Genomic DNA, 22,956 nt, shown 5'->3' on the forward strand with positions numbered 1-22,956 from the left:
AAACGAGGGACCCCATGAGCAAGATCAAGGTAGCCAACCCCATCGTCGAAATGGACGGCGACGAGATGACCCGGATCATCTGGCAGTTCATCAAGGACAAGCTGATCCTGCCCTATCTCGACATCGACCTGCTCTACTACGACCTCGGCATCGAGGAGCGCGACCGCACCGACGACCAGATCACCGTCGACGCCGCCGAGAAGACGAAAGAGGTCGGCGTCGCCGTCAAATGCGCCACGATCACCCCTGACGAGGCGCGGGTGGAGGAGTTTGGGCTCAAGCGCATGTACCGCTCGCCCAACGGCACGATCCGCAACATCCTGGGCGGCGTCATCTTCCGTCAGCCGATCATCTGCCGCAATGTGCCGCGCCTCGTGCCCGGCTGGACCCAGCCCATCGTCGTCGGCCGCCATGCCTATGGCGACCAGTACCGCGCGACGGACTTCCTCTTCCCCGGCAAGGGCAAGCTCACGATAAAGTTCGAGGGTGCCGACGGCCGGGTCATCGAGAAGGAGGTGTTCGACGCGCCCTCCTCCGGCGTGACCATGGCGATGTACAACCTCGACGAGTCGATCTACGACTTCGCCCGGGCCTCGATGAACTACGCGCTGAACCTCGGCTGGCCGTGCTACCTGTCCACCAAGAACACGATCCTCAAGGCCTATGACGGCCGCTTCAAGGACATCTTCCAGAAGGTCTACGAGGAGGAGTTCGAGGAGGAGTTCAAGAAGAAGAAGATCTGGTACGAGCACCGCCTGATCGACGACATGGTCGCCGCGGCGATGAAATGGTCCGGCGGCTATGTCTGGGCCTGCAAGAACTACGACGGCGACGTGCAGTCCGACACCGTGGCCCAGGGCTTCGGTTCGCTCGGCCTGATGACCTCCCAGCTGATGACGCCGGACGGCAAGATCGTCGAGGCCGAGGCCGCCCACGGCACGGTCACGCGCCACTACCGCCAGCATCAGAAGGGCGAGCAGACCTCCACGAACTCCATCGCCTCGATCTACGCCTGGACCGGAGGCCTCAAGCACCGTGCCAAGCTCGACGACAACGCGGAACTCCTGAACTTCGCCGAGACTCTGGAAAGGGTCATCGTGGACACCGTCGAGAGCGGCCACATGACCAAGGACCTCGCGCTTCTCGTCGGCCCCGACCAGAAGTGGCTCACCACCATGGGCTTCCTCGAGAAGGTGGACGAGAACCTCAACAAGGCCCTTGCCGGCTGACCCGTTCCCGCAGGTTCCTTCGCCTGCCCCGGCCCGTCCCGGACTATCCGGGACGGGCCGTTGTCCTTTCTGGAGGCAGGCTCCACCACCGCCCGCATTGACAGGTCAGCATTGCTGTCCTATCCTTCCTGAATGCAGCCAGAGCCCCAGAAGCACTCCGCCCTCGAGGACGTCCAGGGTCTCGGCCTCGGCGTGTTTCTCTGCGGCGTCGGGCTCCATGTGCTGACCCATGCCGGGCTGATCACGGGCCAGACCGCCGGCATCGCAGTGATCCTGAGCTACCTGACCGGCTGGTCCTTCGGCGCGGTGTTCTTCGTGGTGAACCTGCCGTTCTACATCCTCGCCTGGCGCCGCCTCGGGCCGGAATTCACCCTGAAATCCCTCGCCTCCGTCACGCTGCTCTCGCTCGTCACCGAACTCCTGCCGCTCGGCTGGACCATCGGCACGATCGCGACACCGCTTGCCGCGCTCCTCTTCGGCGCGGTCACGGGCATCGGACTTCTGGCCATGTTCCGCCACAAGGGGTCGCTCGGAGGCATCGGCGTCGTGGCGCTCCTCGTGCAGGACACGACGGGCTTCCGCGCAGGCTATGTGCAGCTTATCGCCGATGCGCTGATCTTCGGCGTGGGCTTCCTGCTCTTTCCGGCGTCGATCGTGCTCTGGTCGCTCTTCGGCGCGGTGGTGCTCAACCTCGTCATCGCGGTGAACCACCGCCGGGACCGCTACGTTGCCACATGACGGGCTTGAGCCCGACGCCGCGCGCCCCTACTGCCCTTCCATGCCCTATCTCATCCTCGCCATCGCCATCCTCTTCGAGACCGTGGGCACCACCGCCCTCAAGGCCAGCGAGCAGTTCACGCGGCTCGGTCCGTCCGTCGTGGTGGTGCTGGCCTATGCCGCCTCGTTCTATCTGCTGGCGCTCACCTTGCGGTACATGCCCGTGGGCGTGGTCTACGCACTCTGGTCCGGTCTCGGGATCGTGTTCATCGCGGCGATCGGCTATCTGGTCTTCGGCCAGCGCCTCGACTGGCCCGCGCTCCTCGGCATCGCGATGATCCTCGGCGGCATCCTCGTCATCCACCTCTTCTCGAAGACCGCGCCGCACTGAGCGGCCGGACCCTGCCACCCGCCGCGTCCGAGAGGCCGCCCGGCCTCATCGCTCCAGGGTGCGGCGATGCCGACGAACGGCCATCCACCGCCGGATGCGGATCAGCACGCGGGAGACGACGGGCCGGAGGCAAGGCACATCCACGGCCAGCAGAAGCAGGCCCAGCGGCAGCATCCATAGTCCGAGGACCGGCAGGATCGACAGCATTCCGCCGAGGATCAGCGCGAAGGCGACGGGCAGCCGCATCCGCCGCAGGCGTCCGTGCAGGAGCGAATGGATCATCCGGCGCGAGGGGGGCACGCTCCTTGCGATGGCTTCGAGCTGACGATCCAGCCGGGCTTTTTCGTCGGCCATCTCTGCCTCGCCTTGAAACACGGACCGGGGACCGCTTGCTGCGGCCACCGGCAGACATGACCGGACCCCCGGTCATGCCGTCATCTATGGTGCCGGACGCTCCGATGAAACAGCGCGACCGCGTCCTGCCGGCGACCGGTCGCCGCGTCACCCTCCGTCCGCCGCCCGCTCCGGCGCGCCGTCTCGTCTCCCGAAGCCGCACCGCGCCGTACCCTACCGATGGCCGAGAACACCTCGCGCCGCCTCCCGCCCTGACAGCACCGCGCCATGGGCCGTGCCGAAATACTCCGCCGACGCCGCCTCTCCCGCGAACCAGAGCTGCCCGTCCCACTCCGCTCCGGCCAGAGCCCGGCGCGTGGCAGGGCTCGTGCCGACGGCGGTGTAGCTGTAGCTGCCCAGGGACAGCGGATCCCGGCCCCACCGGGTGACCTGCGCGGCGACAGGTGCCGGAAATCCCGTTCCGAACATCGCCCGCAAGGCCTCGTGCGCAGCAGCCGCCGTGTCTCGGTCATCGAGCCGCTCGAGATCGAGCGCAGGATCGGCGGCGTTGAAGCCCAGCAGCACGGGCGCGCGCAAGGCCCGCGCCAGCGACACCCATTCCGCCCAGTAGCCCGGTCGCGGCCCGAGCCAGCCGATCCAGTCGACGTCATCGGGCCAGCGCACGCGATCGAACCGCAGCCAGCACTTGTTCAAAAGCCCCATCCGCAGCCCGTCCAGCGCCGCCTGCCTGCCGTGGGCGAGGGGCGCGCCGAATCGCACTCCGCCGCCCTGCAGGACGCCGAGCGGGAGGGTGCAGATGACGTGATCCGCCCCCACTGTGCCGCCGTCCGACAGCCGCACCTCGCCCGGGGCGACGGACCGCACCTCGGTCGAAAGGCGGATGTCGAGCCCTCCCGCGAGATGGGTCGCGATCCGGTCGAACCCGCCCGGAAACAGGACGTCCGCGCCGCCGAAGTCGCGCCCCTCCTGCCCGTACCAGGCCGAAAGGAATCGCGCCGGGCTGCCATAGTCCTGTTCCAGCGTGCTGTTGACCAGATGGGCCACCAGCCGCCGCAGACCTGCATCCGCGCCCTGCCAGTCGGCGGAAGCCTCGATCGCTTCCTGCACGGACACGTCCGCGTCGAGCCGCTCGGTCGCGGCCAGTGCGCGCGCGAGGAGGCGTTCGGCGGGCCGCAGATCTGGGTCGATCTCCGCCCCCTCCGGTCCGAGCAGGACGGCCGCGTCGTAGCGCGTCGCCACCACCTGCGCGCGGGCCTCCCGCGCGAGCGCCGTGAGAGGGTTGCCGCGCTGACCGTGGATCCAGCTCGCCCCGAGGTCCACGGGCAGGTCCGGCCAGAGGCGCGAAGTCCGGACGCGCCCCCCGATCCGGTCGCGCGCCTCGAGCACGGTCACCCTGTCGCCCGCGTCATGGAGTGCCCGCGCCGCCGCGAGCCCCGCCAGCCCGGCCCCGAGAACGAGAATGCGCCGCGGCGACCGGACGTTCGCGCCCGCGCCGCCAAGCCCGAGGACTCCCAGCGCGCCCGCGCCGGCCATCAGGAACCGCCGCCGCCCGCGGCCCATCATGCCCGGTCCGCCACAGGATGTGCCGCAGTCCCCGGCCGCATCGCCCCGATCCCGTCGCCTTTAACGCGGCGCGGAGGCGGGTCGCGATCCGGCACGCTCGGCTCGGCCCTGCCTTCCCGGTCCGCCGGGCGCAGGTTCGTCCCCCGTCCTTGCGCATGCGCGCACCATACTTCCCTTGCGCGCCGGACCGCCGGACCGATGCGTTCCGGCCGATGCCCCATCCCGGATCCCCGTCCTGGCCCCGTGACGGCTGTCGTAAGCCGAGCCTCGGGACCGGACAATCCCGTTCCTGCAAGCCACCGCGGAGCGGACCGCGCGTGCCCGCAGACCAGCCAATTTCGCAGCTCTCGCGAATATCATATTGATTTCGGTCACTTGACCATGTGCCCCGGCCCGGGACCGCCGCATATCTCCTCTTTCTTTCGCAGCGGCAGCATAGTAAGGGGCCTGCAACCCCTCCTCCCAGGACAGAGACATGGACCTTCGCAACATCGCGATCATCGCGCATGTCGACCACGGCAAGACGACGCTCGTCGACGAACTTCTGAAGCAATCGGGTACCTACCGCGAGAACCAGCAGGTCTCCGAACGTGCCATGGACAGCAACGACCTCGAACGCGAGCGCGGCATCACCATCCTCGCCAAGGCCACCTCGGTGGAATGGAAGGGCACGCGCGTGAACATCGTCGATACCCCCGGTCACGCCGATTTCGGCGGCGAGGTGGAGCGGATCCTGTCGATGGTCGACGGCGTGGTCCTCCTCGTCGACGCCGCCGAGGGCCCGATGCCCCAGACGAAGTTCGTCACCTCAAAGGCCCTCGCCCTCGGCCTGCGGCCCATCGTCGTGCTGAACAAGGTCGACAAGCCCGACGCCGAACCCGACCGCGCCCTCGACGAGGTGTTCGATCTCTTCGCCGCGCTCGGCGCCGACGACGATCAGCTCGACTTTCCCCACCTCTACGCCTCGGGCCGCTCAGGCTGGGCCGATACCGAGCTCGACGGGCCGAGACAGGACCTCTCCGCCCTGTTCGAGCTCGTGCTCGCGCATGTCCCGCCGCCGAAACAGGCGGAGGCCGCGGACAAGCCCTTCCGGATGCTCGCCACCACGCTCGGCGCCGATCCTTTCATCGGCCGCATCCTGACGGGCCGCGTCGAGTCGGGCCGGCTGAAGGCCGGTGCCACCCTCCGTGCCCTGTCGCGCAAGGGCGAGCAGATCGAGAGCTTCCGCGTCTCGAAGATCCTCGCCTTCCGCGGCCTGTCGCAGCAGGCCATCGACGAGGCCGTCGCGGGCGACATCGTGACCATAGCCGGGATGTCGAAGGCCACCGTGGCCGACACCCTCTGCGATCCCTCGGTCGACCTGCCGCTCCCCGCCCAGCCGATTGATCCGCCGACGATCACCGTCACCTTCGGCATCAACGACAGCCCCCTCGCGGGCCGCGACGGCAAGAAGGTGCAGTCCCGCGTGATCCGCGAGCGGCTGATGCGCGAATCCGAGAGCAACGTCGCGATCCAGGTTGCCGACACGCCCGGCGGCGAGGCCTTCGAGGTGTCGGGCCGGGGCGAACTGCAGATGGGCGTGCTGATCGAGAACATGCGCCGCGAAGGCTTCGAGCTGTCGATCTCCCGTCCCCGCGTGATCTTCCGCGAGGAGGACGGGCAACGCATGGAGCCGGTCGAGGAAGTCACCATCGACGTCGACGACGAGTATTCCGGCGCGGTGATCGAGAAGCTGACCGGCGTCCGCAAGGGCGATCTCGTGGAGATGAAGCCGGGCGGGGCGGGCAAGACCCGCATCGTGGCCCATGTCCCCTCGCGCGGGCTGATCGGCTATCACGGCGAATTCCTGACCGACACACGAGGCTCGGGCGTACTCAACCGCATCTTCCACGGCTGGACGCCGCACAAGGGCCCGATCCAGGGCCGCCGTCAGGGCGTGCTGATCTCCATGGAGAACGGCGAAGCCGTGGCCTATGCGCTGTGGAATCTCGAGGAGCGCGGAAAGATGTTCATCCACCCCCAGGCCAAGGTCTACGAGGGGATGATCATCGGCGAGCACTCGCGCGACAACGACCTCGAGGTGAATCCGCTCAAGGGCAAGAAGCTGACCAACGTCCGTGCCAGCGGATCGGACGAGGCGGTGCGCCTGACTCCACCCGTGGAGATGACGCTGGAACAGGCGATCGCCTATATCGACGACGACGAGCTGGTCGAGGTCACCCCGAACGCGATCCGCCTGAGAAAGCGCTTCCTCGACCCCCACGAGCGCAAGCGCCAGGCCCGCGCCGCGAGCTGAGCCGGGCGCCGATCCCTCTTGCGAAGGATCGGCTGCGAGCATCCAGCGAATACTCGGGGCGCTCCCCCCCTGGCCGCCCCGCGGGGCGGCCTCCCGCGGGATACTTCCGGCCAGAAAATGCAGGGGCGCGCGCGCCTTCGGGGACTGTGGACAGCCCTGCCGAGGGGCGCTAGACCTCTGCGGCACTTCCAGGGGACCCGTCCATGACCAGCCTCGCCGACATCCGCTCGACCTTTCTCGACTACTTCGCCCGGCAGGGTCACGAGGTCGTGGACAGCTCGCCCCTCGTGCCGCGCAACGATCCGACGCTGATGTTCACCAATTCGGGCATGGTTCAGTTCAAGAACCTCTTCACCGGCGTCGAGACCCGCGACTATCAGCGCGCCACAACAAGCCAGAAATGCGTCCGGGCCGGCGGCAAGCACAACGACCTCGACAATGTGGGCTATACCGCGCGGCACCTGACCTTCTTCGAGATGCTCGGCAATTTCTCCTTCGGCGACTATTTCAAGTCCGAAGCGATCCCTTTCGCCTGGGAGCTGGTGACGAAAGAGCTCGACATCCCCGCCGAGCGCCTGCTGGTCACCGTCTATCACACCGACGACGAGGCGGCGGAGATCTGGAAGAAGGCGGCCGGACTGCCAGACGAGCGGATCATCCGCATCCCGACCTCGGACAATTTCTGGCAGATGGGCCCGACCGGCCCCTGCGGCCCATGCACGGAGATCTTCTTCGACCACGGCGAGCACATCTGGGGCGGCCCGCCCGGATCCCCCGAGGAGGACGGCGACCGGTTCATCGAGATCTGGAACCTCGTCTTCATGCAGTACGAGCAGTTCGAGGACGGCAGCCGCCGCGAACTCGACGCGCAGTCCATCGACACCGGCATGGGGCTCGAGCGCATCTCCTCGCTGCTGCAGGGCACCAACAACGTCTTCGAGACCGACCTCTTCCGCGCCATCATCGACGCTTCGGCCCATGCCTCCTCCACAGGCACGGGCGCGCAGCACATCACCCATCACCGGGTGATCGCGGACCACCTGCGCTCCACCTCCTTCCTCATTGCCGAGGGCGTGCTGCCGTCGAACGAAGGCCGCGGCTACGTCCTGCGCCGGATCATGCGGCGGGCGATGCGCCACGCGCATCTGCTGGGCACGGCGGACCCGCTCATGCACCGGCTGGTGCCGGCGCTGGTGGCGCAGATGGGCAGCGCATACCCCGAACTGCGCGAGCGCCAGACGATGATCGAGGAGACTCTGCGAGCCGAGGAGGAGCAGTTCCGGCAGACCCTTGAGCGCGGCCTGCGCCTCCTCGACGAGGAAACCGCCGAGATGACCGAAGGCGCGGAGCTGAAGGGCGAGACCGCCTTCAAGCTCTACGACACCTTCGGCTTCCCGCTCGATCTCACGCAGGACGCCCTGCGCGCCCGCGGCATCGCCGTGGACACGGCGGGCTTCGACGCCGCGATGGCCGAGCAGAAGGCCAAGGCCCGCGCGGCTTGGTCCGGGACGGGCGCCCAGGCCGACGAGGCGTTGTGGTACGACATCGCCGACGAGACGGGCCCGACGGAGTTCCTCGGCTACGACACCGAACGTGCGGAGGGCCAGATCACCGCCCTCGCCGGGCCGGGCGGCCGCATGGGCCGTGCCGCCAAGGGGGAGACGGTGCAGATCGTCCTGAACCAGACGCCGTTCTACGCGGAGTCCGGCGGCCAGGTCGGCGACACCGGCACGCTCGAGACCGAGTCCGGCCGCGCCCGCATCACGGACTGCCGCAGGATAGCGGGTCTTCACGTCCATTCCGCCGAGGTCACCGAAGGCGAGATCGCTCCGGGAACCGGCGCGCGGCTCGAGGTGGACCATGACCGCCGCAGCTGCATCCGCGCCAACCATTCCGCGACGCACCTTCTGCACGAGGCGCTGCGGTCGCATCTGGGCGATCACGTCGCGCAGCGCGGCTCGCTCAACGCGCCGGACCGCCTGCGCTTTGACTTCAGCCATGGCAAGGCCGTCTCGCCGAGCGAGATCAAGGAGATAGAGGCCGAAGTAAATGCGATGATCCGGCAGAACACGCCCGTCGTGACGCGGATCATGACCCCGGACGAGGCGCGCGCCATCGGGGCGCAGGCGCTCTTCGGCGAGAAATACGGCGACGAGGTCCGCGTCGTCTCCATGGGCCGCGCGGCGAGCGGCAAGGGGCATGACCGGCAGACCTATTCCATCGAGCTCTGCGGCGGCACCCATGTGCAGCGCACCGGCGACATCGGGCTCTTCGTGCTGACCACCGAGGCGGCCTCCTCCGCCGGCGTCCGGCGGATCGAGGCGCTGACCGGCGCCGCCGCGATGGCCGAGCTGCGCCGCCGCGACCGCACCCTGGCCGAGGTGGAGACCCTGCTGAAGTCGGGCGAGGATACCGTCGCGCGCGTGAAATCCCTGATGGAGGAGCGCCGCGCCCTGCAGAACGAGCTGCAGCACCTGCGCCGTCAGGTCGCCATGGGCGGAGGCGCCGCTGACGGGCCCCATGCGCGCGAGGTCAACGGGCTGAAATTCGTGGCCCAGGTCATGACCGGCGTGACAGGCAAGGACCTGCCCCCGCTCATCGACGAGATGAAGGCGGGGCTCGGCTCCGGCGCCGTGCTGCTGGTGGCCGATACCGGCGACAAGGTCGCCGTAGCCGCGGGGGTGACCGAGGATCTGACGGCGCGCGTCTCGGCGGTGGACCTGCTGCACGCGGCGGTGGCCGAGATGGGTGGCAAGGGCGGCGGCGGCCGTCCCGATCTCGCCCAGGGCGGCGCCCGCGACGCCTCGAAGGCCGAGGCGGGCTTCGCCGCCGCGGCGAAGGTGCTGGAGGGCTCGTGATGCCGACGGCCCTCTGGATCGCCCATGTGAAGGTCTCGGACGCCGAGGCCTACGGCGAATACGCCCGCCGCGCCACCGAGGCCATCGCGGCCCATGGGGGCGTCTTCATCGCCCGGGGCGGTGCCTATGAAACGCTGGAGGGGCCGGACCGGCCGCGAAACGTGGTGGCGCGCTTCCCGTCCATGCAGGCAGCCCACGACTGTTACTTCTCGGCCGCCTACCAGGAGGCGCTGAGCTTCGCCAGGGGCGCCGCGGAGCGCGAGTTGAGCATCGTCGAGGAACTGGAGTAGAGGTCTGGCCGGAGCCGGGCTGAAGCCGGGCCCACGCCCTTGGGGACCCGCTCCAAGCCACCCGTAGGCCGGGCTTCTGCCCGGCCCGCCGCCCCCGTCACACCGCCGCCGTACCCCGCGCCGGATAGCCGTTGTCGACGGCGAACCGCGCCTTCGACAGCAGGAATTCCACGTCCGGCCGGGACCAGGGCATGTTCGATATGTCGATGAGATAGAGCCGCCCGTCCGGCCTGATCCAGAACAGGCCCGGCTCGGCAAAGGTCTGCGCCTCGGCCTCCTTGATCGAGGTGGAAACGTAAAGCCCCCATGCCTTCGCGTCTTCCACCGTCAGCCCGTAGGCAATGGTCAGCCGGTCGAGGTCCCACTCCGCCTTTGCGGCCTCGGCCCTCTCGGCGCTGTCCATCGAGACGACGACCGTCTCGACCCCGGCCTCGGCGGCGGCATCCATCAGGCCGTTGAGCTTGGTCAGGTAGCTCTTGCAGACCGGGCAGTGATAACCGCGGTAGACCACGACCATCGTGAAGTTTTCCGGGTTCCGCTCCGCGAGCGTCCAGGTGCCGCCGCCCACGAGCGGCAGGGACAGGGCGGGGGCCCGGGTATCGGGCATCGGTTTCGTCGACATCATGCATGCTCCTTTGCGGCCGGCATCGGAAGCGCGGTCCAGGTTTCGGTGATCGGGGTTCCCGCGGCGCGAATGACCTTCGCCAGCGGGCAGAACTTCTGAAGATCGGCGCGGATCTCCGCGAGCTGCGCCTCGGTGGCCCCGGTCTCGACCTCCACCGACATCCGCACCTCGGTGAACGGCACGTCGACCTCCTCGATCAGGCCGACGCCGCGACGGTCGAAATCGGTCTCCAGCGCGATCCTCATCTCCCCCATGGCGACGCCTCTGGCATGGGCGATCTTGTTGGTGATGACGTTAGTGCAGGCCATCAGAGCCGACATCAGCGTCTCCGTGGGCGTCAGGCCGAGGTTCGTGCCGCCGCGCTCCGCGGGCTCGTCGACGATCGAGTAGACATCGCGGCTGCGCGACATCGTGCGGGTATGGCTTTGCCCGTGCGCGCTCTTCTTCATGGTCACCTGTGTCTTGGGCCTGATCGCCATTTCCCCCTCCCTGTTCCCCTCGGGCAGGCAGCTCGAGGCTTGAACTTTATTTATAGACCGATAACTTGTTTCGACGGAGGAGTAAGCGAGAGCCGCATGCCACGCAAGCGACCTCGCAACAGAGTGAGGAGACACGGGTGAAAGCACCGGATTTTGCCTATGCGCGCCCTGCGGACCTGGGGGCCGCGCTGGCGCTCTTGGCCGAGCACGGCACCGAGGCCCAGCCGCTTGCGGGCGGGCAAAGTCTCATGCCGATGATGAACTTCCGCCTCGCCGCGCCCGAGATCCTGATCGATCTTTCCGATGTCGCCGAACTGCGCGGTCTCGAACGGACGCGCGACACCGTCCGCATCGGCGCGATGACCCGCTACCGCGACCTCGAGGACTGGCCGGACCTCGGCGGCACCCTGCCCCTGGTCGCCATGGCGCTGCCCCATATTGCCCATGACGCGATCCGCAACCGGGGCACCATTGGCGGCAGCATCGCGCTCTGCGATCCCGCGGCCGAACTTCCCGCCGTGATGCGCGTGCTCGCCGCAGAGATCGAGGTGGCCGGAGCCGAAGGCAGCCGCCGGGTCGCGGCCGACGACTTCTTCACCGGCTTCTACGAGACCGCCTGCGGCGAGGAGGAACTGATCGTCGCGATCCATGTCCCCGTGGCCGAAGCGGACCGGGTCTACGGGTTTCACGAACTCGCCCAGCGGCACGGCGATTATGCCATGGCGGGGGTCGCCCTGTCCGCCCTTTCCCCGAACCCGATCCGCAGCCTCCGAGCGGCGTTCTTCGGCATCGCCGCGACGCCCGTCCGCCTGCCCGATCTCGAGGCCGCGCTCGAAGGCCTGACCGCCTGCGAGGCCCAAGCCGCCGTCACCGCGGCGCTCGAGGGCCTTGATCTGCTTGCCGACACCAAGGCGAGCGCCGACATGCGCCGGCACCTCTCCGGCGTGGTCCTCAAGCGCGCTCTGGAGGCGATGTGATGGACAAGACCCGCGAAATCACCCTGACCGTCAACGGCGAGAGCGTCACCGCCCGCGTGCCCGTGCGCATGAACCTCGTCGATTTCCTGCGAAACGAACTCGAACTGACCGGCAGCCATGTGGGGTGCGAGCACGGCGTGTGCGGTGCCTGCACGCTGCTGATGGACGGCCGGACGACACGCGCCTGCCTGACCCTCGCCGTGCAGGCCGACGGCGCCGAGGTGGTGACCGTGGAGGGCCTCGCCGCCTCCGGCAGGTCCGCCGCCCTCGCCCGTGCCTTCACCGAGCGCAACGCCCTGCAGTGCGGCTTCTGCACGCCCGGGATGCTCGCCTCGGCGGTGACCTGGGTCGAGGGCGGCGGCAGCGCCGAACGCGACGCGATCCGCGCCCATATCAGCGGCAACTACTGCCGATGCACCGGCTATCAATCCATCGTCGACGCCATCGCGGACGTGGCAGGCAGCAAGGCGGAGGACGCCGCATGACCGGCCCCCTGAGCGAACTCGACCGCCCCAATTCCTACATCGGCCGCGCGGTGCCCCGCGCCGATGCCGCCCGCCTGCTCGCAGGCCGGGGCAAGTACCTTGACGACATCAGGCTGCCCCGGATGCTTCACGCCGTCTTCGTGCGCAGCCCCCACGCCCATGCGCGCATCAAGGCCATCGACACCGAGGCCGCCCGCGCCATGCCCGGCGTTGCGGCGGTCTACACCGGGGCGGAGATCGCCGAGCACTGTACGCCCTGGGTCGGCGTGCTGAGCCACCTCGCGGGCCTGCGCTCGCCGCCGCAGCACAGCGTCGCGGTGGACGTCGCGCGTTGGCAAGGGGAGCCTGTCGCCGTGGTCCTGGCCCGCAGCCGTGCCGAGGCCGAGGACGCCGCGGACCTTGTCGACGTGGACTACGAGGAACTGCCCCCCGTGCTCGACGCCGAGGCGGCTCTTGAACCGGATTCCCCAAGGATTCACGAGGGTTACGATTCGAACCTCGCTTGGGAACGCAAGGTCGACGTGGGCGATATCGACACCGCGTTCGCCGCGCCGGGCGTGACGGTGGTGGAACGCACCTTCCGCTTCGGCCGCCATACCGGCGTCACGCTCGAGGCGCGAGGCACGGTCTGCGACTACGACCCCGGCGAGGGGGTGCTGACCATGCACTATTCGGGCCAGGCGCCGCACATGCTGCAGGTGATCCTGTCCCGGCATCTGGGGATGGCCGAGGAGAACGTGCGCGTCGTCTCCGGCGACGTGGGCGGTTCCTTCGGCATCAAGGTCCATACCTACGGCGACGAGATCGCCTGCGCCGCCCTGTCGAAGATGCTGGAACGGCCCGTGAAATTCGTGGCCGACCGGCAGGAGAGCTTCCTGACGGACATCCACGCCCGCGACCATGTCGTGAAGGCGCGGATGGGCGTGGATGCCGAAGGCCGGATCGTCGGCATCGACATGGACGACATCACCGGGATCGGCCCCTATTCGATGTATCCCCGCACCTCGGCCATCGAGTGCAACCAGGTGCTGAACCTCACCGGCGCGCCCTACATGATGGAGAACTACCGCGCCCGCGGCCGGGTGGTGTTCCAGAACAAGACGCTCATGTGCCAGTACCGGGCCGTGGGCCACCCCATTGCCATGGCGGTCTGCGACGGCCTGCTCGAGGACGTCGCCCGCGCCACGGGACGCGATCCGGTGGAGCTGCGCCGGCTCAACCTGATGCCAGACGACGGCTATCCGCGCGCCTCGGCCTCCGGCATGAAGCTGGCCGACCTCTCGCACCAGAAGACGCTCGAAAAGCTGGTGGAGCTCATGGACTACGACGCCCTGCGCCGGGACCAGGAGGAGGCCCGCGCGCGCGGCGTCCTGCGCGGCATCGGCCTTTGCTCCATGGTCGAAGTCACCAACCCCTCGCCCGCCTTCTACGGGATCGGCGGCGCGCCCATCGCCAGCCAGGACGGCGCCACCTGCCGGCTCGACGCGGGCGGCGCGCTGCATGTCTCCTCCTCGGTCACCGAGCAGGGCCAGGGTACCAACGCCATCCTCGCCCAGATCGCCGCCGACCGCTTCGGCGTGCCCATCGAGCGGGTCAAGGTCACCACGGGCGACACCGCCACCGTGCCCTACGGCGGCGGCACCTGGGCCTCCCGCGGCGCGGGCATCGGCGGCGAGGCGATGCTGCTCGCCGCCGACGCGCTCAAGCACCAGGTGCTCGAGGTCGCCGCGGCGCTCCTCCAGGCCGAGGCCGGCGTCCTGGATATCCGCAACGGAACCGTGGTCGATGCCACAACCGGGGCGGAGCGGATCGCGCTCTCCGATCTTGCGCGCACGGTCTACTATCGCGGCAACGAACTGCCCCCCGACCTGAAACCCGAGCTGATCGCCACGCGGCACTACCGCGTGACGGATTTTCCCTTCGTCTTCACCAACGGCGCCATGGCCACCCATGTGGAGGTCGATGCCGAGACCGGCTTCGTGAAGGTTCTCGGCTTCTGGGTGGTCGAGGATTGCGGCACGGTCATCAACCCCATGCTGGTCGACGAACAGGTCCGCGGCGGCGTGGTGCAGGGCATCGGTGGGGCACTTTACGAGGAATGCCTCTATGACGAAGAGGGTCAGCTCCTGACCGCCACCATGGCGGACTATCTCGTCCCCATGGCCGCCGAGATGCCCGACATCGAGGTCGCCCATGTGGAGACGCCGACAAGCACCTCCGTGCTGGGCGCCAAGGGCGCGGGCGAGGCCGGCACGGGCGGTGCACCCGCGGCACTTCTCAATGCGGTCAACGACGCGCTGGCGCCGCTTGGCGCCTCGATCTGGCAGCAGCCCATGACGCCCGAGCGGGTGCTGCGGGCCATGGGCCGGCTCTGAACCGGGAGGGGGGCGCCGCGGCAGGCCGCGGCGCGATCGGTCTCAGTCCGACGTCTCGAGATCGCCCGCCGCGTTCACCCGCAGACCGGTTTCGTGCGACTGCCGCAGCACCTCGGGCGCCCAGTCGACCCGGCCCCCATCCCCCGTTTCAGGCTTCGAGCCGATAATCGCCATCAGCAGCGCCTTCTCGGTCCCGATGTTGCGAAAGCCGCGAAAGATGCCCGGCGGAAAGGAGATGACGTCGAAGGTATCAATCTCGATCTCCTTGTCTCCCGCCTCCCCCCAATAGGCGGCCCAGCGGCCGGTCAGGGGAATGAACACCTCCACCGTCTCGTGAGCATGGAGCGCCGCGCCCTTCCCGGGCTCCGCGCCGACGTAGGTGATCGAGAAGTTCCGGCTGTCCGCGATTGCCGGCGCAAGCCCCGGGTCCTCGGTCACGCCACGGCCGATCACGTTGTATATGTCGCGGGCATAGTCGGGGATGCGGGTATCGACGAAGGCCTGGGTCGAAGGCGTCATGGAGGCAAAACGCGCGACGCGTGCCTGCATCTCTTCAACGGTCGGGTCCGGGGTGCTCATGGTCGGCTCTCCTCTGGAGGGGGCCCGCCGGCGCGCCTGGCCCCGGTCGGGCCGGAATGGTGGGCGCCCCGCAGGGGGCGCCCGCGGTGCGTCACTCGATGGTGTAGTCGAGCGGCCAGTCGAAGCCCGCGTCGGTCGCAGCCTGCAGATAGGCGTTCATCACTTCCGTGCCGGGCATCCCGCGGCCGTTGGCATCGGCCGCCATCGCTGCCGGGAACTCGGCCAGCGAGGCCGCCCACTCGGCCCGAACCTCGGGGGTGATCTCGGTGATCACGGCCCCCGCTTCGGCCAGCCCGTCGAGGCCGCGCTGCTGGGCGGCGTTCAGGCTCTCGCCCGCCTGCGCCTCGTAGGCCGCGCCCACTTCGAGGATGATCTGCTGCACATCCTCGGGAAGGCGCTCGAGGCTCCGCTGGTTCATCGTCAGCGCGTTCACGCCCATCGCGCCGAACCCGATCAGCGTGTAGTAGGGCGAAGGCTCGTAGTACTTGAAGCCGAGATAGGCCGAGGGGAACATCAGCCAGCCGTCGTAGACGCCGGTCTGCAGCGAGAGGTATCCCTCGGGCAATGTCGACTGCACGGGGATCGCGCCGGCGTATTCCAGCCACGGCAGGTTCGGACCCGCGCCGCCGATCTTGACGCCCTGAAGGTCGGCGACGGACTCCCAGGGGTTCGTCGTGCCGAGGTGGTAGTCGTCCCAGCCGTGCAGGCCCAGCAGCACCTGGCCGTATTCCTGGGTGAACTGCTCGGTGAGCCACGGGATCTGGTCGTAGACGGCCCGCACGGCTTCCATCTGCTGCGCGGAATCCTGCGGTCCGAAGGGCGCGTAATAGGGGAAATTGTGCAAGAACAGCTTTGCGGGTTCGAAACAGATGCAATAGGCCCCGATATCGAGAATGCCGTTCTGCACGGATTCCAGCGTCTCCGCCACGCCGGCGATCGCGCCGCCATAGCCCTCGACGAACTCGATCTCGTGCTCGGTTTCCTCGGCGACGCGGCGCTTGACCTCGGGCACGAAGAAATTGGCGACATCGGTCACATAGACGGACGGGCCGTTCGGATGGCCCGAACCGATGCGCAGCGTAAAGGTGTCGGCCGTGGCCGCACCGGCGGCGGCGAAGGCGAGCGTGGTCGCAAGAGCGGTGCCCGCCCCGAGGCGGATGGTCGTGGTCATGGCAAGTCGTCCTCCCAGTTGCCGCGAGCGGTACTCCTCCGGCGTCTCCCGGGGCCTGAGCCCCCGCCTGTTTATCGCTCGTTAACCTGACAAGGGTCAGCACAGGCTCCCTCATCGGTCAAGCATCTCCGCAAAGGTTTGCATCAATTATTTATCGACCGCTAATTAAGCCTTGACCGGCCGGGTCGGAACGTTAGCCTCGACGGACCCTTGGCGGACAGGGCCGAAAGGGACAGGGAGGGCAGGATGAATCCACAGGTGGGCGCCGCACGCGCCCTTCATATCGTATCCGCGATCTGGACGCTGCTGCTCGCGTTTCTCGTGGTGGGCGACGTCTTCGGTCGGACTCTGCTCAACAGCCCGATCCCGGGAACCAAGGAACTCCTGCAGAACTCCATCGTCACCATCGCCTTCCTGCAATTGCCGCTCGCGATCTACTCGGGCTCCATGCTGCGCACGCCGATCCTCGCCGACGCGCTGCCGCCCTTCGCGCGCAAGCTCCTGCGGACCTTCGCGATGCTTCTGGGCTGCGCGGTCTTCGTGGGGCTGGTCTGGGGCAGCTGGCCGTCGTTCCAGGATGCCTACCGCATCGGCGAGTACGAGGGCGAGGGCTCGCTCCGGGTGCCGACCTGGCCCGTTCGCGGCGCCATCCTGGTCATGTCCGCCTTCGTCGCCGTGGCCTATGCCTGGATGATCGTGCTCGACTGGACGGGCCGCCTGCAAAACGAGCTCGAGGCGCCGGGCGCCATCGAGTCCGCGGAACACTGAGGGACACGGATCATGGGCGGCGATATCGTTCTCTACATGCTCGGCCTGCTGATCGTGCTGATCCTCCTCGGGGTGCACATCGGCGTGGCCCTCGCGGTCTGCTCCTTCCTCGGCATGCTCCTGATGGGCTTTCCCTTCGAGGCGGCCATCTCGATCCTGTCGAGCACGGCCTATGATGCCGTGAGAAAGGACATTTTCGCGGTGATCCCGCTCTTCGTGCTGATGGGCGACGTGATCTGGCGATCCGGCGCGGCGGCCGATCTCTACCGCATCTGCGACCGGGGCCTGCGCCGCCTGCCCGGCCGGCTCGCCATCGCCACGATCGCGGGCAACACCGTCTTCGCGGCGGTCACCGGCGTGTCCATCGCCGCCGCCGCCGCCTTCAGCCGCATCGCCTATCCGCAGATGAAGGCGCTCGGCTACAACCAGACCTTCGCCCTCGGCGCTGTCGCCGGCTCCTCCTGCCTCGGCATGCTCATCCCGCCGTCAATCCTGCTGATCGTCTGGGCGATCCTGACCGAAATGAGCGTGGGCGCCCTCTTCATGGCCGGCATCCTGCCGGGCCTGCTGCTGGCGGCACTCTTCACGCTCTACGTGATCGCAGCTGCGGTCTTCAGACCCGCCCTCGCCCCCGCGTACAGCGCCCCCCTCGTCGAACCGACGCGCGAGGAGGTCCGCTCCGAGCTGATCGGCGGCCTCGGCATCCTCGCGCTGATCCTCGTGGTGATCGGCGGCATCTGGTCCGGCTTCTTCACCCCGACCGAGGCTGCCGGCTTCGGCGCGGTGACGGCGCTGATCCTCGGCGTCGTGAAGGGCATGGGCTGGCGCGATTTCCAGTTCACTCTCTACCAGGCGGCGCGCACCACGGCGCCGATCATGTTCCTGCTGATAACCGCGTCCATGTATTCGCGCCTGCTCGCACTCGGCGGCGGCGTCAACTACATCCAGGGCCTGTTTCTGGGTGCGGAGCTGTCGCCCGCGACGATCATCCTTCTGATGGTGCTCGTCTGGCTGGTGCTGGGAATGCTTGTGGACAGCGTGTCGATCATCCTGCTGACGGTGCCGATATTCGCGCCCATCGCCGTCGGACTGGGAGTCGATCCGCTGGCCTTCGCGATCTTCGGCATCCTCGTGATCGAGGCCGGGCTGCTGACGCCGCCCTTCGGCATCCTCGTCTACACGGTCAAGGGATCGGTCCCCGACCCCACAGCGACCCTGGGCAAGATCTTCCTCGGATCGGCGCCCTATTTCGCGTTGATCCTCGTGGCGGCCTTCATCGTGCTGGCCGTGCCGTGGCTCGCCACGCAACTGCCCGCGCTGCTCATGTAGACCCGGCAGGCATCGGATTTTGCGATGCCCGCCACCCGATATCATGATTTTTCCCGAACGGTCCCGGGGCCTATCTTCCCCCGAAAGATGCTGGGAGGCGCGACGATGAAACTTGGCTTTTTCACCATGCCGATCCATCCGCTGGACAAGGACTGGCGGCAATGCCTGCACGAGGACCGCGAGGCGTTCCTGCTTGCCGACGAGCTGGGCTTCGCCGAGGCCTATGTCGGCGAGCACACGACCGACAAGGCGGAGAACATCACCCACTGCATCAGCTTCATCGCCTGGATCGCCCATGCGACGAAGCAGATCCGCCTCGGCACGGGCACGGTGAACCTGCCCAACACCCACCCCGCCGCCGTGGCCGGCCAGGTGGCAATGCTCGACCACATGCTCGACGGGCGCCTCATCTTCGGCATCTCTCCGGGCGGCCTGGCCTCGGACGCAGAGGCCTTCGGCAGCCTCGACGCCAACCGTCAGGAGATGTTCCTCGAGGGGATCAACACCGTCCTGAAGATCTGGGAAAGCGAGGCCCCCTACAACATCGAGGGCAAGTATTGGTCGATCTCGACCGAGCGCACCCAGATGCTCGACATCGGTCAGGGCATCATGGCAAAACCCCTCCAGCAGCCCCATCCGCCCATCGTGGTGACCGCCGTGGCCCCCTTCTCCAAGGGCGTGACCGAGGCGGCCGCACGGGGCTGGGATCCGATATCCGCGAACTTTCTGCTAAAGCAGTGGGTCAAGACCCACTGGCCGAAATACGTCGAGGGCTGCGAGCGGGCGAGCCGCCCCGCGGACCCGGCGAACTGGCGCGTGGCGCGCTCGGTCTTCGTCGCCGACGACATGGAGACGGCGCGCGAATACGCCCTCGGGCCGCAGAGCCCCTACCGCTTCTACTACAGCCAGTTGCTGACCAAGATGAAGAAGCATGGCCGCGCGAACCTCTTCAAGGCGGACCAGAACATGCACGACGACGAGGTCACGCTCGAGGGCGTGCTCGACGAATGCGTGATCTGGGGGACGCCCGACAAGGTCGCGGACGAGATCCTCGCCCTGCGCGAGGAGGTCGGCGATTTCGGCACCCTGCTCTATGCGGGCAAGGACTGGGCCGACAAGGAACTGGGCCGCAAGTCCATGATCCTGCTCGCCGAAAAGGCCCTGCCCATCGTGAACGCCGCCATCGACCGCGAAAAGGTCGCGGCCCAATGACGGACAGACGCGTGGACCGCGGCGGCTGGAGCCTCGCCGCGGTCGAAAGCGGACAGGCCCCGGGCGCGCCCGTGGTCGTGATGTCGAACTCCCTCGGGGCCACCCGGGCGATGTGGGACGACCAGGCCGACTGGCTCGGCCGGACCGCCCGCGTCATCCGCTACGATACGCGCGGCCACGGCGCCTCGGACACGCCCCCCGGCCCCTACAGCTTTGACGATCTCGTCGATGACGTGCTCGCGGTGATGGACGCCTTCGGCGTGGGCCGCGCCGCCTATGTGGGCCTGTCGCTGGGCGGCATGACCGGTCTCGGCCTCGGCCTGCGGGCGCCCGAGCGGCTGACGAGGCTCGTCGTCGCCGCCGCCCGCGCCGACGCGCCCCCGCCCTTCGTGCAAAGCTGGGACGACCGCGTCGCCAAGATCCGCGAGGGCGGCATGGCCGCGATCTGGCCCGGCACGCTGGAGCGCTGGCTCACCCCCGGCTTCCAGGAGGCCGAGCCCGAGGCCGCCGAGGCGCTCAGGGCCCAGTTCCTCGAGACCACAGTGGACGGCTATGCCGGATGCGCCGCGGCCTTGCAGGGCCTCGACTACCTGCGGCACCTCGGCAACCTCACGATCCCGACGCTCTACGTCGCTGGTGCCGAGGACATGGGCGCGCCCGCCTCCGCCATGGAGTCCATGGCCGCTGCCACGCCCGACGCGCGCTATGTCTGCGTGGCGGATGCCGCCCATATCGTGAACCTTGACGGCCGCGCCGCCTTCGACGCCGCCCTCCGCGACTTTCTGGAGCTCTGACATGCGTCTGACCGACCGAATTCCCTACCAGGCCATCGTCGACCGCCCTGCCCTGCGCCTGCCCGGCGGAAAGAAGGTGGCGGTCTGGGTCATCGTCAACGTCGAGGAATGGCAGATCGAGCGCGCCATGCCGCGCACCGTCCTGTCCCCGCCCATGGGCCAGCCGCTGCTGCCTGACGTGCCGAACTGGTCCTGGCACGAATACGGGATGCGCGCCGGCTTCTGGCGTCACTGGAAGGCGCTGACGGATCGCGAGATTCCGACGACGATGGCGGTCAACGGCAATGTCTGCCGCAGCTATCCCCGCGTGGCCGAAGCCGGCCTGAAATCGGGCTGGGAGATGATGGGTCACGGCTTCGTTCAGGGGCCGATGCACCGGCTCGAGGACCAGCCCGCCGCGATCCGCGACGCCTGCGAGGCGATCCGTGCCTTCGCCGGTGTCTCGCCCCGCTCCTGGGAGAGCCCGGGCCTGACCGAGACGGAGGAGACGCTGGACCTCTTGCGGCTCAACGGCATCGAATATGTGGCCGACTGGGTGATCGACGACCTGCCGCAGACGATCTCCACCCCGCACGGGGACATCACGACGGTGCCCTACACGGTCGAGGTCAACGACATCACGATCCATGCGCTTCAGCAGCATGTCTCCGAGGAATTCTTCCGCCGCGGCCGGGATCAGTTCGAGCGGCTGATGATGGAGGCCGAGGAGACCGGCGTGCCGCGGGTGATGGCGATTTCCGTGCATCCCTACATCACGGGCGTGCCGCACCGGATCGGATATTTCGAGAAGCTGCTCGACCATGTCATGGGCCACCAGGGTACGGCGATGATGACCGCCTCCGAAATCGGCGACTGGTACACCTCCGAGATGGTCCGGCTCTCGGCAGAGCGGGTGGCCTGACCGGCATCGCCTGGGGCGTCCACATGTGGACGCTCCTCTAGGCCATTGAAATATATAGCGGAACGCGAAAGCGTTGCGCAACTGGCCCAGGGTGTTCGGTCGCGCGCCCCCATCGCCCCGGCTCGGCAACGCTCCGGGAATCGCGGGACCCTGGACGGCCCCGCCACGAATTCAGGGCCCACGACATGGCGACGACCCGCAGATCATCCGGCGGCGCGGGACGGTCAACAAGCGCCAGGTCGCGGGGACGGTCGTGCGCTGCCCGCGCCGCTTCGTGGCCGCTTCCGGGCAGGGCGCCCCGCCCGGCGCCGCGTCGGGAGCGTGGTCCCGCGCACCACGACCCCCGCCCCGGTGTCAGATCGCCACAGCCGTCGTGCGCATGATCTCCTCGAGCCGCGGGTTGGCGCGGCCGTCGGGGTTCGTCTCTCTCGGGCTGCCGAAGATGTAACTGCCAAGCTCCCGCGCCCGCTCATGGGCGAGGCGCGAGGCGGGAACGCGTTCCGCGGAATAGCCGGCGAGGCCCGCCGCCACGTCGCCGCCGTCCCCGAGGTGCCGCGCGAGTGCGAGCGCGTCGCAGGCGGCCTTGGTCACGCCCATCCCCATGTGGGGCCGCGCCACGCAGGCCGCATCCCCGGCAAGCGCCACCCGGCCCGCGCCCATGACCTCCACGCAATGATCGTAGATCGGCGTGAAGAAGGGTCGCTCGCTGACCTCGAGGATCTCGACGAACGGCAGGGGCAGCCAGGCCTCGGCCTCCTCGCGCATCTGCGCCAGGACTTCGTTCCGGATCAGCGGCGGAGGGATCGTCACGCGGTGCCTGTGCCCTGTCGCGTCGGTCAGCATCGCGTCGAGTTTTCCTGCATCCGCAGGGGAGTACCAGACGAAGTTGTAGCGCCGGTTCCCCGGTCTCAGATCGTTCTCGGGTCCGGCGATCGGATAGCCGATGATCTGCGTGCCCGCGGGTGCGAAGAAGCCGAAGGCGGGAAAGACCGAGGCCCGCACCTCCTCGGACAGCTCCGCCTCGGCCGCCAGAGCGCGCCAGACGACATAACCCGCATAGGTCGGCGCCACGGCGGGCTGGAACTGCCCGCGCACCGCCGACCGGAAGCCGTCCGCGCCCACGACGAGATCGGCCTCCTCGCGGCTGCCGTCCTCGAACCGGACGATCACGCTCCCGCCCGTCTCCTCGTAGCCCGCGATGACCCGGCCCAGATGATAGCGCCCCTCGGGCACCAGCGGCCGCAGGAGCCGGTGCACCCGGTCCCAGGAGGTCACGATCTGGGGGAATTCCATCGCCCGGACCCGGCCGCCCTGGCGGTCGAAGGCCACGCGCTCTTCCACCGCGACGCCCAGATCGTGTGTCCCCGCCCCGACGCTTTCCAGCGCCTCGACGAGCGCGGGATGCGTGACGATACCCGCGCCCCGGCCCGACAGTTCGGCCGAGGCGCGCTCGAACACATCGACCTCCCAGCCCGCCCGGCGCAAAGCCGCCGCCGCGAAAAGCCCGCCGATGGACCCGCCCCCGATGATCGCCCGCGCTGCCACTCCGCACCCTCCCGCTTA

The 22,956-nt window shown here is 68.5% G+C and carries 21 protein-coding genes; 14 read left to right on the forward strand and 7 right to left on the reverse strand.

The window, feature by feature from the left end:
• The first annotated feature begins 14 nt into the window (after positions 1-14).
• From EAT49_RS02200 to EAT49_RS02210, 3 genes are all read left to right on the forward strand, one after another.
• Positions 15-1,229 (forward strand): NADP-dependent isocitrate dehydrogenase, encoded by a 1,215-nt coding sequence (locus tag EAT49_RS02200; protein ID WP_123640627.1) that lies wholly within the window; start codon positions 15-17, stop codon positions 1,227-1,229.
• 132 nt (positions 1,230-1,361) lie between these two features.
• Positions 1,362-1,967, forward strand: coding sequence for a YitT family protein (locus tag EAT49_RS02205; RefSeq protein WP_123640628.1), 606 nt, complete (start codon positions 1,362-1,364; stop codon positions 1,965-1,967).
• Positions 1,968-2,007: 40 nt separating this feature from the next.
• A complete protein-coding gene (locus EAT49_RS02210; protein ID WP_123640629.1) occupies positions 2,008-2,337 on the forward strand; it encodes a DMT family transporter in 330 nt (109 codons plus the stop codon).
• A gap of 45 nt (positions 2,338-2,382) precedes the next feature.
• Here EAT49_RS02210 and EAT49_RS02215 read toward each other — a convergent pair whose 3' ends face one another.
• Positions 2,383-2,691, reverse strand: coding sequence for a tryptophan synthase subunit beta (locus EAT49_RS02215; RefSeq protein ID WP_123640630.1), 309 nt, complete (start codon positions 2,689-2,691; stop codon positions 2,383-2,385).
• 213 nt (positions 2,692-2,904) lie between these two features.
• A complete protein-coding gene (locus EAT49_RS02220; protein ID WP_123640631.1) occupies positions 2,905-4,254 on the reverse strand; it encodes a flavin monoamine oxidase family protein in 1,350 nt (449 codons plus the stop codon).
• A 475-nt stretch (positions 4,255-4,729) separates the two neighbouring features.
• On the opposite strand from EAT49_RS02220, the gene typA reads away from it, so the two are divergent.
• The 3 genes from typA to EAT49_RS02235 all read left to right on the forward strand — a co-directional run bounded on the left by typA (position 4,730) and on the right by EAT49_RS02235 (position 9,698).
• Positions 4,730-6,550 carry a translational GTPase TypA gene (typA, locus tag EAT49_RS02225; RefSeq protein ID WP_123640632.1) on the forward strand — a complete coding sequence of 607 codons (1,821 nt, stop codon included), beginning with the start codon at positions 4,730-4,732 and terminating at the stop codon, positions 6,548-6,550.
• 203 nt (positions 6,551-6,753) lie between these two features.
• Entirely contained in the window at positions 6,754-9,408 is a 2,655-nt protein-coding gene (gene alaS, locus EAT49_RS02230; RefSeq protein ID WP_123640633.1) for an alanine--tRNA ligase, read from the forward strand.
• On the forward strand, positions 9,408-9,698 hold the full coding sequence (locus tag EAT49_RS02235) for a DUF1330 domain-containing protein (protein WP_123640634.1): 291 nt from the start codon (positions 9,408-9,410) through the stop codon (positions 9,696-9,698). Before alaS ends, EAT49_RS02235 begins: the two co-directional genes overlap by 1 nt.
• Before the next feature lie 97 nt (positions 9,699-9,795).
• Here the strand turns inward: EAT49_RS02235 and EAT49_RS02240 are convergent, their stop codons facing one another.
• Positions 9,796-10,320: a redoxin domain-containing protein gene (locus EAT49_RS02240; protein ID WP_221181416.1), complete on the reverse strand. Its 525-nt coding sequence runs from the start codon at positions 10,318-10,320 to the stop codon at positions 9,796-9,798.
• On the reverse strand, positions 10,320-10,802 hold the full coding sequence (locus EAT49_RS02245; protein ID WP_123640636.1) for an OsmC family protein: 483 nt from the start codon (positions 10,800-10,802) through the stop codon (positions 10,320-10,322). The genes EAT49_RS02240 and EAT49_RS02245 overlap by 1 nt, the downstream gene beginning before the upstream one ends.
• 137 nt (positions 10,803-10,939) lie before the next feature.
• Here EAT49_RS02245 and EAT49_RS02250 point away from each other — a divergent pair, with 137 nt between their 5' ends.
• The 3 genes from EAT49_RS02250 to EAT49_RS02260 are packed head-to-tail and all read left to right on the forward strand — an operon-like array spanning position 10,940 to position 14,639.
• Positions 10,940-11,779: an FAD binding domain-containing protein gene (locus tag EAT49_RS02250; RefSeq protein ID WP_123640637.1), complete on the forward strand. Its 840-nt coding sequence runs from the start codon at positions 10,940-10,942 to the stop codon at positions 11,777-11,779.
• The gene (locus EAT49_RS02255) at positions 11,779-12,264 is read left to right on the forward strand and encodes a (2Fe-2S)-binding protein (RefSeq protein ID WP_123640638.1); all 486 of its coding nucleotides are present in this window, start codon (positions 11,779-11,781) and stop codon (positions 12,262-12,264) included. Before EAT49_RS02250 ends, EAT49_RS02255 begins: the two co-directional genes overlap by 1 nt.
• Positions 12,261-14,639, forward strand: coding sequence for a xanthine dehydrogenase family protein molybdopterin-binding subunit (locus EAT49_RS02260; protein ID WP_123640639.1), 2,379 nt, complete (start codon positions 12,261-12,263; stop codon positions 14,637-14,639). The genes EAT49_RS02255 and EAT49_RS02260 overlap by 4 nt, the downstream gene beginning before the upstream one ends.
• A 42-nt stretch (positions 14,640-14,681) precedes the next feature.
• On the opposite strand, the gene EAT49_RS02265 is transcribed toward EAT49_RS02260, so the two are convergent.
• Entirely contained in the window at positions 14,682-15,218 is a 537-nt protein-coding gene (locus EAT49_RS02265; protein WP_123640640.1) for a cupin domain-containing protein, read from the reverse strand.
• A gap of 91 nt (positions 15,219-15,309) precedes the next feature.
• On the reverse strand, positions 15,310-16,389 hold the full coding sequence (locus tag EAT49_RS02270) for a C4-dicarboxylate TRAP transporter substrate-binding protein (RefSeq protein ID WP_123640641.1): 1,080 nt from the start codon (positions 16,387-16,389) through the stop codon (positions 15,310-15,312).
• Positions 16,390-16,635: 246 nt separating this feature from the next.
• Between EAT49_RS02270 and EAT49_RS02275 the strand changes: the two genes are divergently transcribed.
• The 5 genes from EAT49_RS02275 (at position 16,636) to EAT49_RS02295 (ending at position 21,393) form a co-directional block, all read left to right on the forward strand.
• Positions 16,636-17,157, forward strand: coding sequence for a TRAP transporter small permease (locus EAT49_RS02275; RefSeq protein WP_123640642.1), 522 nt, complete (start codon positions 16,636-16,638; stop codon positions 17,155-17,157).
• 12 nt (positions 17,158-17,169) lie between these two features.
• The gene (locus EAT49_RS02280; RefSeq protein ID WP_123640643.1) at positions 17,170-18,486 is read left to right on the forward strand and encodes a TRAP transporter large permease; all 1,317 of its coding nucleotides are present in this window, start codon (positions 17,170-17,172) and stop codon (positions 18,484-18,486) included.
• A gap of 105 nt (positions 18,487-18,591) precedes the next feature.
• On the forward strand, positions 18,592-19,698 hold the full coding sequence (locus EAT49_RS02285) for an LLM class flavin-dependent oxidoreductase (RefSeq protein WP_123640644.1): 1,107 nt from the start codon (positions 18,592-18,594) through the stop codon (positions 19,696-19,698).
• Positions 19,695-20,492, forward strand: coding sequence for a 3-oxoadipate enol-lactonase (gene pcaD / locus EAT49_RS02290; RefSeq protein WP_123640645.1), 798 nt, complete (start codon positions 19,695-19,697; stop codon positions 20,490-20,492). The genes EAT49_RS02285 and pcaD overlap by 4 nt, the downstream gene beginning before the upstream one ends.
• Position 20,493: 1 nt before the next feature.
• Positions 20,494-21,393 (forward strand): polysaccharide deacetylase family protein, encoded by a 900-nt coding sequence (locus EAT49_RS02295; protein WP_123640646.1) that lies wholly within the window; start codon positions 20,494-20,496, stop codon positions 21,391-21,393.
• A gap of 354 nt (positions 21,394-21,747) precedes the next feature.
• Here the strand turns inward: EAT49_RS02295 and EAT49_RS02300 are convergent, their stop codons facing one another.
• Positions 21,748-22,938, reverse strand: coding sequence for an FAD binding domain-containing protein (locus tag EAT49_RS02300; protein WP_123640647.1), 1,191 nt, complete (start codon positions 22,936-22,938; stop codon positions 21,748-21,750).
• Positions 22,939-22,956 lie beyond the last annotated feature (18 nt).

Source organism: Histidinibacterium lentulum (genome assembly GCF_003789055.1).
GTDB classification, from domain to species: domain Bacteria; phylum Pseudomonadota; class Alphaproteobacteria; order Rhodobacterales; family Rhodobacteraceae; genus Oceanicola; species Oceanicola lentulus.